15 protein-coding genes are annotated in these 13,247 nt (G+C 32.0%); 9 read left to right on the top strand and 6 right to left on the bottom strand.

Going from position 1 to position 13,247, the window contains the following annotated elements:
- Positions 1–36 precede the first annotated feature (36 nt).
- From FP433_RS04425 to FP433_RS04400, 6 genes are all read left to right on the top strand, one after another.
- Positions 37–798, top strand: coding sequence for a hypothetical protein (locus FP433_RS04425; RefSeq protein WP_265484463.1), 762 nt, complete (start codon positions 37–39; stop codon positions 796–798).
- A gap of 20 nt (positions 799–818) precedes the next feature.
- The gene (locus FP433_RS04420; protein WP_265486508.1) at positions 819–1,886 is read left to right on the top strand and encodes a zinc-ribbon domain-containing protein; all 1,068 of its coding nucleotides are present in this window, start codon (positions 819–821) and stop codon (positions 1,884–1,886) included.
- 441 nt (positions 1,887–2,327) lie between these two features.
- Positions 2,328–2,693 carry a GntR family transcriptional regulator gene (locus tag FP433_RS04415; RefSeq protein ID WP_265486507.1) on the top strand — a complete coding sequence of 122 codons (366 nt, stop codon included), beginning with the start codon at positions 2,328–2,330 and terminating at the stop codon, positions 2,691–2,693.
- On the top strand, positions 2,680–3,390 hold the full coding sequence (locus tag FP433_RS04410) for an ABC transporter ATP-binding protein (RefSeq protein ID WP_265486506.1): 711 nt from the start codon (positions 2,680–2,682) through the stop codon (positions 3,388–3,390). Before FP433_RS04415 ends, FP433_RS04410 begins: the two co-directional genes overlap by 14 nt.
- Position 3,391: 1 nt before the next feature.
- Positions 3,392–4,225 carry a hypothetical protein gene (locus FP433_RS04405; RefSeq protein WP_265486505.1) on the top strand — a complete coding sequence of 278 codons (834 nt, stop codon included), beginning with the start codon at positions 3,392–3,394 and terminating at the stop codon, positions 4,223–4,225.
- 9 nt (positions 4,226–4,234) lie between these two features.
- Positions 4,235–4,882, top strand: a complete 648-nt coding sequence (locus FP433_RS04400; RefSeq protein ID WP_265486504.1) for a uracil-DNA glycosylase — start codon at positions 4,235–4,237, stop codon at positions 4,880–4,882.
- A 255-nt stretch (positions 4,883–5,137) separates the two neighbouring features.
- On the opposite strand, the gene FP433_RS04395 is transcribed toward FP433_RS04400, so the two are convergent.
- Together FP433_RS04395 and lepB are read right to left on the bottom strand one after the other, a co-directional pair.
- Positions 5,138–5,320, bottom strand: coding sequence for an LBP_cg2779 family protein (locus FP433_RS04395; RefSeq protein WP_265484469.1), 183 nt, complete (start codon positions 5,318–5,320; stop codon positions 5,138–5,140).
- Between the two features lie 18 nt (positions 5,321–5,338).
- Positions 5,339–5,923, bottom strand: coding sequence for a signal peptidase I (gene lepB / locus FP433_RS04390; RefSeq protein ID WP_265484470.1), 585 nt, complete (start codon positions 5,921–5,923; stop codon positions 5,339–5,341).
- 86 nt (positions 5,924–6,009) lie between these two features.
- Here lepB and FP433_RS04385 point away from each other — a divergent pair, with 86 nt between their 5' ends.
- Genes FP433_RS04385 through FP433_RS04375 form a run of 3 tightly spaced genes read left to right on the top strand, consistent with a single transcriptional unit; the run spans position 6,010 to position 9,117 of the window.
- Complete coding sequence (locus FP433_RS04385; protein WP_265486503.1) at positions 6,010–6,756, top strand: SAM-dependent methyltransferase; 747 nt, start codon at positions 6,010–6,012, stop codon at positions 6,754–6,756.
- A 2-nt stretch (positions 6,757–6,758) separates the two neighbouring features.
- Entirely contained in the window at positions 6,759–7,748 is a 990-nt protein-coding gene (locus tag FP433_RS04380; protein ID WP_265486502.1) for a hypothetical protein, read from the top strand.
- A complete protein-coding gene (locus FP433_RS04375) occupies positions 7,723–9,117 on the top strand; it encodes an RsmB/NOP family class I SAM-dependent RNA methyltransferase (protein WP_265486501.1) in 1,395 nt (464 codons plus the stop codon). The genes FP433_RS04380 and FP433_RS04375 overlap by 26 nt, the downstream gene beginning before the upstream one ends.
- Positions 9,118–9,141: 24 nt before the next feature.
- Here FP433_RS04375 and fni read toward each other — a convergent pair whose 3' ends face one another.
- The 4 genes from fni to mvk are packed head-to-tail and all read right to left on the bottom strand — an operon-like array spanning position 9,142 to position 13,175.
- Positions 9,142–10,170: a type 2 isopentenyl-diphosphate Delta-isomerase gene (gene fni / locus FP433_RS04370; RefSeq protein WP_265486500.1), complete on the bottom strand. Its 1,029-nt coding sequence runs from the start codon at positions 10,168–10,170 to the stop codon at positions 9,142–9,144.
- Between the two features lie 10 nt (positions 10,171–10,180).
- Positions 10,181–11,254 (bottom strand): phosphomevalonate kinase, encoded by a 1,074-nt coding sequence (locus FP433_RS04365; RefSeq protein ID WP_265484475.1) that lies wholly within the window; start codon positions 11,252–11,254, stop codon positions 10,181–10,183.
- Positions 11,255–11,283: 29 nt separating this feature from the next.
- Positions 11,284–12,255 carry a diphosphomevalonate decarboxylase gene (gene mvaD, locus FP433_RS04360; protein WP_265486499.1) on the bottom strand — a complete coding sequence of 324 codons (972 nt, stop codon included), beginning with the start codon at positions 12,253–12,255 and terminating at the stop codon, positions 11,284–11,286.
- A gap of 2 nt (positions 12,256–12,257) precedes the next feature.
- Positions 12,258–13,175 carry a mevalonate kinase gene (gene mvk / locus FP433_RS04355; protein ID WP_265486498.1) on the bottom strand — a complete coding sequence of 306 codons (918 nt, stop codon included), beginning with the start codon at positions 13,173–13,175 and terminating at the stop codon, positions 12,258–12,260.
- Positions 13,176–13,247 lie beyond the last annotated feature (72 nt).

Below are 13,247 nucleotides of genomic sequence, written 5' to 3'. Positions count from 1 at the left end.
GAGTCAACAACTCAGCCGTCTTTTGTTTGGTGAAAAATGGAAGATAACAATTTAAAAGCTCCTTCTTCTTTTTCTAAAGGAAGAAGAACAAATCATAATAAAATAATCTTAATTACTGGTGGTATTATTGTAGCAATTCTTGTAATAATTGGGATTCATCTGCATAATTCTCCCAAATATAACCCTAATAGTCCCTTTTATAAAGAGAATATAACCTTTGGATATTATAAATATAAGCGTGTAACCTATAACACTGAGGATGGAACGTTTACAAAAGCTCCAGTAAAAAGAGTTTCAATTGAGTCAACAGTGTCTATAGTGAATAATATATTTTCAATTATGTATAAAAATGGAGATGGAAAGTCGGAGAGTTATAAGTATTTTAAAAGTCATCCCAAACTACTCCAAAATGTAGCAGCTACTAGTGGATTTTTTAACCATGTTAACTTAGGAAAAAGATATAGAGATGTTTCAGAGGAAGTAGTCTATGAATATCAGGATTGGTTAGGACTAGTAGAAAAAGATAAAAAGGCAGCCCAAGTTTGGAAAGATTGGCAAGCTTGGATGGATAGTTGTATCCCAGAGAAAAATTATAATTACGCAACGGAAAATATTTTTACTGGTTCAAAATATTATGTGACCTATTCTCCAACTACCCAAGAATTAATTAATGGTGAAAAAGTAGAGGTAATGTTAGATGGAGATACAAAATTATTATCTAAATATAATGTGGATCTAACTCCAATAAAAGTTAAAGTTAGTGGCTTCCCTACAACACCTGAAGAAGTTGATGATTAGAGAGGATTATAAAAATAAAAATGAAAAAATTTTGTACAAATTGTGGCCATCCCCTAAAACCTACTGATAAAGTTTGTGGAAATTGTGGTCAAGTTACCAACAATTCTCAAAATTCCCCAACAGCTCCCAATCCTAAACCCTTAAAATCAAAAAAGAAAAAAATAAAATATTTAATTTACATTGGAATATTAGTAATTGTGGCAGCTCTAGGATTTGCTGGCACCAAATATTATAGTCAGGATAGTCAGGCTTCTAGAATTGTAAATGCTCTTACTACTAATTCTCCTAAATTAAAAAACTATGTTATTACTGATAATTCGACTGTTAAAATTACTCCAGAAACTTTAAAGCCTTTGCAAACATCTTATGAATATCTTAACAAAAGTGATAAAAAGAGTTTAAAAGATTACCTAGTTAATTCTTTAAAACAACCAAATTCTAAAGAAACTCTTCAATTAGTGAGAAATGGAAATTATTTTATGATTTTCCCTAAATATTCATTAAAAGTTAGAACCTATAGTCCTGTAATTAATACAGATGATGACAATGATTTACTTTATATCAATGGGACTAATATGGGAAAAATAAAATCTAATGGCAAGAAACAGGTAAATCTTTTAGCAGGAATGTATGATATAACTGTCTATAATAAACAGAAACAAGAAACTAACAAGACTGTCGATATAGTTAATAACGATCCAGTATTCCTGGATGTAAAAACATATAGTGTAAAAATAAAAGGACCAGCTTATAGTAAGATTTATTTTAATGGTATCCATGAAAAAGAAGGTACATTGGATAAGAATGGTGAAACCATTAGAACATATTTTCGTGGGGGTAATGATGAAAGCTCCTCTTCTTCTCATAAGAAATATGATCCAGATGAAGATGGAGAATTCTATTTAACCACTGTGGTTGATGGTAAGACAGTAAAATCTAAACCTATCAAAGGGTTAATTGACCAACTAGCAGATTTTAATACTTATGGTGCAAATTCAGATTCCAGAGTAATTAAATGGAGCTCTGACGATGATGATTTTGATTACATCGTAACTCCTAAGTGGGATACAGATGTAGATGTAAAATAAGATAGAATTTTGGCGTAAAGAAGAAGTCCTAATTAATGAAATACGGTAAACATTTCCTAAAATAATCATTTAAGACCTAGAAGTTTAATACTTTTAGGTCTTTTTATCTTACTACATCGCTGCTTAGTAAAGAGCTGTGAAACTTTTTTGCTAAAAATCAAAAAAATAGGCTATTTTTTTATTTAATATAATAGTATATTTTTAAGAAAATTGGGTAAATATTTTAGAATAAGATAACAAATTGAGTTTTACACCGATAGTATTAATTTTTTGCCATTCCCAGTAAAGTACTGCTACAACAGGAATAATAACCAATAACTAAAAATTGGTAATGAGGAGTTAGTGTACTGTGAAACAATTAATTTAGTGGGTTGTTTAATATTTTGACTTTTGGTAATATATCAGTGTAATAGTTTAATATTACACTTAAAAGGAGAGATAATGGAATTCCAAGATAATGTACCAATTTATTTACAAATTGAAAAATACTTGTACCGTCAAATAGCCTTGGGAAATATCAAGGCAGGTGAGAAGATTCCTTCAGTACGGCAGTTAGCAGTTGAATTGACCGTAAATGTAAATACAGTGCAGCGTGCTTTGGCTGAAATGAATCGTGAAGGTATTTTAGAAGTTAAAAGAGGACTCGGGTCTTTTGTGACAACCGATAAGAGGTTAATTGAAAAAAAGTGTATGGAGCTAGTGAAAGATACAATAAAAGAATTTTTGGAAAGCTGTCGCCAGTTAGGCTTAGATAAGCAAGAAGCAGAAGAAGTTTTGAGAAATTACATTAAAAATGATGAAAAATAAAGAAATGCTACAAATTGAAAACTTAACTTACCATAAAAATCTAAAAACAATTTTGAGTAAGATAGATTTAAATATTACCAGTGGAAAGATTGTTGCACTCTTGGGAGAAAATGGTGCAGGTAAAACGACCTTGATGCGTCTAATAGCTGGTTTAGCTAATAATTACAAAGGCCAAATTCAAGTAGAAGGTGAGACAAAGTCAGAAAATAGAAAAGCCCTTGTATCAATGTCAGATTCTTTGAAGGGACTTGGAAATGGCACGAGTATTAAGTGGATAAAAGAATTTTATGAAAGATTATTTTCAGATTTTGATCAAGAACAATTTGAAGAATTAAAGAAGTTCATGAAGTTAAATGATGAAATGAAATTAGGGCAACTTTCAAAAGGGATGCAAGAAAAGCTGAATATTGCTCTAACTTTAAGTCGCCATGCAAAACTTTATCTATTAGATGAGCCATTTTCGGGAATTGATCCAATGACGAGAAAGAAAATAATTAATTCGATTTTATTGTGGAAAGATGAAGATAGTACCTTAATTATTTCTGATCATTTTGTAAATGAAATTAGAAATCTATTGGATGAAGTGGTCATTATCAAGGATCATCAAATAGCAGCACAAATTTCAGCAGAGGATATTAGGCAGCAGGGTAAAACGATCGAGGAATACTATACTAGTTTTTATGAGGATGAAGAATAAAATGACAAAATTTAGTGCTTTATTTAGAGAACTTCTGTCAATACGTTGGCGAAGTGTAAAAACATTAATTTTGCTCCAAGTAGTTGCAACTGTACTTTTGAGCATTTTTGGATATTTAAAAACAGCAGCCTTTCATAATTTAACCGTCTTGGTACAAATTTTTAGTATATTAGCACCGATAGTTGATATGTTGTACTTAGTAATTTCAGCTTGGAAAAATGAGCAAGTTTATGGGTCAAATACTTGGAGATTAGTACCGGTAAGTTCAACCAAATTATATTTAGGAAACTTATTAAGTGATATTATTGGTGGGATTTACTTAGGGCTTTTGCAGATTGTAGGTGTAATTCTCACATCTTTACCTTTACTTTTTAATAAATATGTAAGAAGAGGATTAGGAATTCTATTTAGTAATAAAAAAGATGGGCTATTTAATCCTGCGACTTTAAGGGAAATCGGAAATGAGTTTAAAGATGGAGGCCCAGAGTTTATTTTACTTGCGTTATCTTTTTTGATAGCTTTACTACTAATTATCCTAATTTTTTACACTGGGGTAACACTTCTTAATCTCAGTTCCAGAGTAATTGTAGATTTTTTACCAGAAAAATTTAATCGTTTGTACCGTTTTATCGTATTAACTGTTTTATTTATTGTTTTATTAATTATCTCACTCAACTTTATTGAAAAACTTTATAATAATCTATCTATTGCTCTCTCACTAATGAGTGGTAGTTTAGAAAGCTTTGGCGTATTTAATGTATCTGTGGGAATTTTTGTGGTAATATTTAGTTTAATCAATATTTGGCTTTTAAAAAATTATTACGAAGGAAAATAGTCTAATAATATGAAATATCCAGAAAAATTATTAGAAAAGGTAAGGCAACGAAGTCAAGGGATGCAGCTAGAAGGTATAAATGAAGGTGCTGGTCCTGTGAACCCTGTATTAATGTTAGTTGGGGAAGCACCAGGATGTAATGAGATTAAAACCAATATTCCTTTTAATGGCAGCTCAGGGAAAGAATTGATGAAGTCACTTGCTTTGTTAAAATTAAAAAGGGAAGATGTTTACATAACTTCGGTTGTAAGAAGTAGACCTTATAGTAAAAAGAAAGTATTTGATAAAAAGCTTAATACAAAAATAGTTAAGTATCCTAATCGTAAGCCGACGAAGAAAGAGATTTTAGCTCATGCGCCCTTATTTGATTATGAGGTAGAGCAAGTAAAGCCAAAGATCATCGTAGTAATGGGCTCAACTGCAGGTGAACGATTATTAGGCTCAGAATACAAAATTTCGACAGATCATGGCAAAGTTTTAGAAAATCAAGCAATCTTACAATTAAATCAAAATGAAGATGGATATGAATGGTCAAAAGATAAGTACACGATTTTTCTTGAGTACCATCCTGCAGCCGTTTTATATCGACGTAAACTACAAGAGACGATTGAACAAGATTGGTTAAAAATTGGACATTATTTAAAAGATAGTAAATAAAAAATAACTCCCAGATTGGATAAAGAATCAGAATCCAAACTGGGAGTTTTATAATGGGATAAGCTGATAAAAACTGGATAATTTGTTGCTAAGATGAAACCAGCTTGTTAGTTAATTAAGGCAAAAAAACTGCTTAATATCTTTTCACCCTCTAAATTAACAGGGGATGAAAATATTAAGCAGTTATTTTATAATTATTTGGTACACATTTGGCATACAAGAAATTATCTAGTAATTCATCGAAAAATGTTGATATTAGTGAGTTTGAATGTAACTCAAAACTTGCTCCACTTCTTCATTAGTAAAATTATCTTGACCAGATTTCATTGCGTGGATTTTTTCAACAGATAAGTGACTTCCAAATGCTAATGCGGTATCATTAATTCCATTTTTAACTTCGTAATCAATAATTGCGTCCATTAAATCATTTGTATTCATTGTAAAGTCCTTTCTAAACTAATTACTAAAGTACTTGATTTGGTTAAGTGGGTAATATCTTAACTTAACTTCTCCAATAATTGCACTCTTTTTAATAAAACCAATCAGTCGGGAATCTTTTGAGACATTCCGATGATCACCCATTACAAAGTAGGAGTTTTTAGGAACTCGCTTAACTCCAAAAAGTTGTTGTAAAGAAAAATTATTAGTGTAAAGTTGTCCCTTAGGTAATTTCTTTTCATATTGGGTTAAATAAGGTTGCTTGATTGGTTTCCCGTTGATATACATGACATCATTTTTTGATTCCACTGTATCACCAGGTAAGCCGATAATTCTCTTAATATAAAGAGCACCTGGCTCATCAGGGGCCTTTAAGATTACAATATCTCCTCTTTGCAACTTAGTATGTCGAACTGCAATAATTCGGTCGCCACTTTCAAATGTCGGCTGCATTGACGGCCCTGAGACAGTTTCATTGGAAAGAAAGAATCTAAAAATAATAAAGTAGATTCCCATGAAAATTAAAACCATTACTACAATTTCAAGTAGTGATTTCCCCCAAGATTCTTCTTTTTGAGAGGTTTTTTTATTATCCTTTGCCATAAATCTAACTCCTTTATCTTTACTATTCTATTATAACTGTTTTTTATGTTTTTGAATGTTAAAATCTATTGTAAAGGATAAATAAAATGGAAAATTTAGTAAATAAATTAATTACACTAGATAGAACAATTAATTCAGAGCTTGTTCATAAACGAGTAGTAGAAGTAGAAAAAATTATCGATAAAATTAGTAAAAAAGATGTAATATCCACAATGCCTGCAAGATTAGAAATTTTCCCAGATGAGTTTGAGGAAATCAGTGAAGGATTAACTTTAAGTGAAGTTCAAGACTTAAATGTCTTAAATAAATTATTAACTAACTTTAGAAGCTATTTATCAAGAAAGTATGGTATCTGGTCGTTACCTAATTTAGCAGCTGCAGAAATGGTAAAAGAAGAGTTTAATGCTAAAACCGCTTTAGAGGTAATGGCTGGTAACGGTTATTGGTCCTTAGCTTTAAATAAGGTGGGTATTAAGACAAAAGCAACTGATTCACTAGAATGGGCGAAAACCTCTCAAACTGGTAGTAATCGATTTTATCCAGTAGAAAAACTAACCGCTGAGCAAGCAGTAAAAAAGTATCCCGATGTAGATATAATTTTATGTGCTTGGGCGCCTAATTTTGGTAGTGAAGATTATAAATTACTTCAAAGTTATCGTAAATATTACGATTTGAGCACAAAATTACTTTTTATTGGTGAAAAGGATGGCGCAACAAATACGCCGCTATTTTGGCAAGAAGCAAAATTAATTGATAAAAAGAAAATAAAGAAGATCAATCAAGTATTTCAAAGTTTTGATTTTATAGATGAAAGGTTTTATGGAATAAGGTAAAAATGATAAATATAAAAAAAGTTTTTCTCTTGGTGATAAATTTGCTGGCTTTAGTTGGAATTGGGTTGAGTTTATCACTCCAACAGTCCCAGCAAGCAGACCGTATTTTAAATAATAATGGTTTGTCACCCAAGTATAATGTTTATAAGGTAAGTAATAATAAAACTATTAAAGAATTAATTACGGATTTAAATAAGTATCCTAATAATCAAATACAGGTTCATCTAAAGTCGAAATATGATACTGATAGAGTTTTAATTTGGGCTAATTATACTCCTTCAAGTTTACCTCTAGAAAAAAGTAGTGATCGTTATTTTTCAAAGAGTGATTTTACCAATCAAGTACCCTTAGCAGTAGTGGGAGAGGCTGCAAAAAATAATGTTATTACTTATCAAAATCATCCCTATTTAAAACTAGATAATCAGTATATTAGTGTAATTGGCCAATTTAAAAATTCAGCAAAAGCAAAGGGATACTACCTAATCACTGGAGTTAATTTACCAACTGCCAATGAGAAACTAAAAAATTATATCATATCTGTAGATGGTTTAAGTAATAAACAAGCTACTACTTTAGCTAAACAGTTAAAGGCCTCCCACAAAGTGGTAGACTATGCAACAACTTATAACCGTCAGCACGGAATTAATCCAACTAAAAAATTCATCTTCACTTTATTATGTGTAGTAGTTATTTTATGTAGTTCTTGGATTTGGGGAATGATTGACAGTAACCAAAATAGAAGATTACTGGTTAAAAGAGATATTATTCAGTTCTTAGTTAAAAATAATATTTTTAGATTTGTAATGGAAAACTTAGTTTTAATCGGTTTTACTTATTTAGCAATTCAAGCTTTATGCTTCTTCTTAAATAAGCAATCTTTACTGGGCTTATATTTCATTATTTACTTATTAGAATGTGCTACTTATGGTTTAAGTTTACTTTTTAACCAGCGAAAGGATAAAAATCATGCAAAAAATACCGACCGAGTTTAAAGAAAAATATAATAAGTTGCTGGGAGAAAAAGAAGCAGCTAAGTTTTTTAAAGCAATTGAAGCTGAAGATAAGACAAAGGGATTTAGATTAAACAGTTTAAAGAATGGCTTTAAAGATGTAGGTTATCCGCTAGATAGTCGAGTATCTTTTACTGAGAATGGATATTATGGGACAGCTTCAGGAAAAGATAGTGAGTGGTTAGCAGGAAAAGTATATTCGCAAGACCCTTCTGCCATGTATCCAGCAGAAGCAGCACAAATCAAACCAGGAGAAGTTGTATTAGATTTATGTGCAGCTCCTGGAGGAAAGTCAACAGCGCTAGTAGAAAAGCTTCAAGGTAAAGGAACATTAGTAGCCAATGAAATATCTCCTGCTAGAGCTAAAATTTTACGGGAAAATTTAGAAAGATGGGGAGCTGTAAATAGTGTGATAACTAATGAAAATCCAGCTCGCTTGGTAGATAATTTTAAAAATTTCTTTGATAAAATTGTTGTTGATGCTCCTTGTTCTGGGGAAGGGATGTTTCGTAAAGAGCCAGATGCAATTAAATATTGGTCACAAGAATATGTTTTAACTTGTCAAAGTCGGCAAAAAGAAATTTTAAACTCTGCTGTAGAAATGCTAAAGCCAGGTGGGATGTTGGTATATTCAACTTGTACTTATGCGCCAGAAGAAGATGAAGAGATAGTAAGTTGGCTAGTAGAAAATTATGATTTTAAGATCTTACCACTTAAACACTATCCAGGGATGAGTGCAGGTCAGCCCGAATGGGGAGATGAGCAAGAAAATTTAAAAAATACCGTTAGAATGTGGTTTCAAAATGGAATTGGAGAAGGCCAGTTTGTGAGTTTATTGCAAAAACCAGGAGAATTACCCAAAGAAGAGAAGGAAAAGAAAAAGAAGCGAAAAAAGGAAAAAACAAAGAGTAGCTTTGAAAAAATTGATAAAAAAGAAGTTGAACTAATTAAAAAAGTTCTTGATAAATTTAACTTACCCACAGAAATGGAAAACTGGGAGAAGAAGACTATTAAGAGAAATGATCATGTGGTTTTTCCAGCCTTAAATCCAGTTTTATTAAAAGGATTACATGTTTTAAATAATGGGGTTGAGTTAGGCTTATTAAAAAAGAATCGTTTTGAACCTTCACATGCATTAGCTGAAGTATTGGGCCAAAAGCCACAAACGGAAGAAATAAAATTAAGTGAAGAAGAATTTAAAAAGTTTGTTCATGGTGAAAGTATTAAGTTAACTGATAATCAATTAAGAGGATTTGTCTTAGTAAGCTACCAAGGAAATATTTTTAGTTTTGGTAAAGTAGGTGGGGACAATATTCTAAAAAACTTTTATCCTAAAGGACTTCGTAATTAAAAAAGTTGATTAACTCTAAAAGAGTTAGTCAACTTTTTTGGTATTAATTTGTTTAAAATAATTAAATAAATCTGAATCTAAGTAGTAGTCAATGTTAGAGATAGACGAAAAATCACTTATGCCAAAAATAGCACATAAAGTAGTTAATTCTGATTTTAATTGTTGAATTAACTGAATAAGATTAGTTGTAGAATCAGCATGTTGTAGAAATAAGTTAGCAACTCCAACAAAGTCTGCTCCTAGAATCAAGGACTTAAAAATATCCATTGAAGTAGTGATTCCTCCTGAAGAAATTAAAATTTCAGGTGGATTTTCTTGAGCTCCAAGCAGACATTTGGCAGTAGATAGATTTAAATCATCGATAAAATTTAGCTTATTTTTTTCACGACGATTATTTTCAATAGTGGCAAAATCAGTTCCACCACTTCCACCAATATCAATATATTCAAAGCCGTTACTTTTCAAAAAAGCTAAACTCTTTTTGCTTATTCCATTGCCAACTTCTTTTAAGATGACAGGAACTTCTACGCTATCTTGAATTCTCTTCAGGTTATCTAACCAGTGAAAGTTTCGATCTCCTTCGGGCATTACAATTTCCTGTAAGACATTTAAATGGATTTGAAGAGCGTCGGCAGAGAGTATTTTGACAATCTTAGCGGCTGTTTTTGGAGAAGTATTAGGGTTGACATTAGCAAATAAAAAACCATGAGGATTTTCTTGTCGAGCAACTAAAAAACTATTTAGTTGTTTAGGTTCTTTTTCTAATATACTAGCTGATCCTAATGACATAGCAATGTTTTCTTTAGCAGCTGCTTGAGCTAAACGCCGATTGATAACTTCTGCGTTAGCTGATCCACCAGTCATTGCATTAATAAAAAAAGGAGCACTAACTATTTTGTTAAAAAGTTTAGTAGTAAGTGAAATTTCGGAAAGGGCTATTTCTGGTAAAACAGGTCGCATAAGGTGGACTTGATTAAGTTCGTTATGAGAAGAAGAAAAGAGCTTTTTTGCTAATTTTAAGTGATCATCTTTTCGTTGGGAGTGTTGCGACATAAGAACCTCTTTAATTAATGGAATGAACTAAAAAATTTAATGGTAAAATACCATTTTCTTTCCATAGGACTTTCATTTGTTCAATATTTGTATTGGTGTCAGCGATTACGATACCACAATCACCATTTCCAGCACCAGAGGTTTTAGCGGCACCACCAAACTGTTCAGCAACTTCAATTAAGTTGCTGAGGCGTGGAATTTCAATTGCAATATGATTGAGAGCCGCAAATTCTTTTAAAAGGGTGCGATTAATTCGAATTTGATCTTTAATAATTGAAATATCGCCCTTTTCAAACCCTTCAATCATTTTTAGAACACACTCGCGAGAATTTTGAAGAAAATCTTCATATTGATGACGAATGTGGGCTTTTTTAGCATTTGTCTTATCAACAAGTTGAGAAGTAGATGCTGGCTTTTGACTCCAGCCAATAACTAATTCGAGATCATCTGGAGGAGTTAAAAGTTGTACTTTTAATCCAGGCCATGCTTCATTTAAAACAGCACTTAAACTTTTAGCTTTGAGTTCTTTTTTTAGCCATTTTTTGTCAAAAGTTTGGTATGCTAACCAGCCACCATAAACACTGGCTGCAATGTCACCTGCTGAACCATTTCCTTGAACGCTGTAGTGAGAAATAGCTGAAAGTTTAAAAATAAGATCTTTGCTACAATTTAAACCATAAAATTTCAAAATAGCTTTGACAGTTGCAACAGTAACTGCAGCTGAAGAACCTAAACCAAATTTTTTACCATCTGGAGAATCTAGGTCAGAATTAACATGTAAATCGTATAGTGACATTGAAATTTTTTGCTCTAAGCAAAATTGTTCCGTAAATTTAATAGCCGATAAAATATATTCGAAAGGATTATCACGATTATCAATAACCATTTGATTACCTTGGCGAACCCAATGAAGGGAGTCTTGAGAATATTGCTTGGAATGAATTAATCCTGAAGATCCAGTCGATTTTTCAATTGAAACAGTTACAAATTCATTAAGTGCTACTAAAATAGCTGGACAGTTTTGTTCTAAAACTGCATATTCGCCAGCAATATATAACTTTCCAGGTGCTTTTTCAGTTATCAAAAGAATTTCCTCTAATCTATTCAATCATATTAGTTTAAAATGGTCACTCCTGGACCAAAACCTGCAGTAACTATTTTAACATTAGGAAACAGTTCCTGAACAGAGTTAACAATCTTTTCAGTATAATTATGTTTTGTAAGAATCTTAACGTTCGGGCCAGCATCAATCGTATAATAACATTCGATACCCTGCTGACGTAATTTATGAACTAAATTGATTAGAGCAATTGTTTGAGGAGAAAAATAAGTAAAACTAGGCTGGGAAGTTAAATTTAAGGAGTGCATTTCGTTAGCTGATAATTCACTTAGTTCTCCTAATTGAGTGAAATCTTTGTTATCAATAGCCTTTTTCATTAAATCAATCTCTTCTTGATTACGAGCAAGCCAATTTTGGTAAAAGGGAGAAGATTGAGCTAATTTCATCCCTGTAGAAGAAGAAATTTCTTTAGGGTGGGTATTTACTTCAACTGCTAACATCTGTAAATCCCAAGCTGGTTTTTCAATAAGGGAAGTAGCAAAAGAAGTATCATGAGAATTTCCTTTTTCCCAAATGACAAAACCACCATAAACAGAACGTGTTGCTGAACCTGATCCTAAGCGGGCAAGTTTAGAGAGATCTTTTTTATCTAAATCAAGTTGATAACTACTTGCAAAACTAGCAGCTAAGGCCGCAAATGCAGAGGCAGAAGAGGCAAGGCCAGCAGCAGTGGGGACATGATTAATCGAAGATATTTTAAAGTGGTCGTTGAAACCATACATTTTCTGGAGGCGTTTAATATATTCAAAGACTCGTTTACTACTGCTTAAATCTTGTTTTTGGCCGTTTAGATAGAAGCTATTCTCTGTTAATTCAGGACTATGTTCAAAAGTTGTGTCAGTATAAAAAGCATCTAGTGTCATAGATAGACTGGACATTAAAGGAAGCTTTAAATCAGGATTGGCTTTACCCCAGTATTTAATTAACGCAATATTAGTATGGGCGCGTGCTGTTTTTTTATTCATTATTAAATTTCCTCTATCCAATAATTAACGATGTTACTTTTTACTTTTCCGATAATTTGCTGAGCTATTTCTTTCGTAGGGCAAAGGGCGATTACAATACCACCTAAACCACCACCTGAAATTTTTGTTCCTAAAGCACCACTTGCATTAGCTACTTCAATGATCTGATCAATTTTAGAAGTGGAAAGATGGAAAGAAGCTAAAATTGTTTGGGCTTGGTTAAAGATATCACCAATTTTAAAAATATCCTTGCTAAGCCATGCTTTTTTAAAATCATTGGCTAATGAGCCAAGTTGGTCAATGCGCGTTTTACCATCTTGAGTAGTTTCAAGTTGCTTTCGAACTAATTCAACAGCTTGACGAGTATTGCCAAGCTGACCGCTATCCATAATTAATAGACTTGCTCCTAGATGACTTTTAAGAGCTGTGGGACCAGTTGCTTTACTAAAACTTACCAAATAATCAGAATTAACCGTAGCTGTGTCTAAACCTGAAGCTTTTCCGTGATTAATCATTTCTGCATGATTGGCAATTTTCATAATTTCTTTTTTAGAAAGATTAAGGTTTAAAAATTCATTTAAAGCTTTCGTAGTGCCTAACGCAACTACTGCACTTGATCCTAAACCACGTTCTATTGGAATTTCTCCTTCATAGGTTATCTTTAAAGTGGGAGGAGAAGATAAGCGAGAAGTTAAAGTTTTATAAATATATTTAAGACCATCATAAGTAGCTGGTGCACTAAGAAAATCGCCGTGATAGTTTTTTGTGATCATTTGACTATTACCTACAGCAAGAGGTTCAATAGTCGTCTTGATCTGCAAAGCTTTAATTGGCATTGCAAAGGCATTTTTGCCGTAAACAACAGAATGTTCACCAATGAGAATTACTTTTCCATGACTTGTAACAGTAGTTTTATTCATTATTTTCTCGTTTTATCCTCTTTTCTCTGAATTATCTTTTTTGTATAATTAGAATACGTGTTCGCATAAAGC

Origin of the sequence: Lactobacillus sp. PV012, from assembly GCF_014522325.1 — a bacterium.
In the GTDB taxonomy this organism is placed as follows: domain Bacteria; phylum Bacillota; class Bacilli; order Lactobacillales; family Lactobacillaceae; genus Lactobacillus.
Note: the sequence above shows the minus strand (reverse complement) of the source record. Positions and strands in the feature narration are given on the sequence as shown.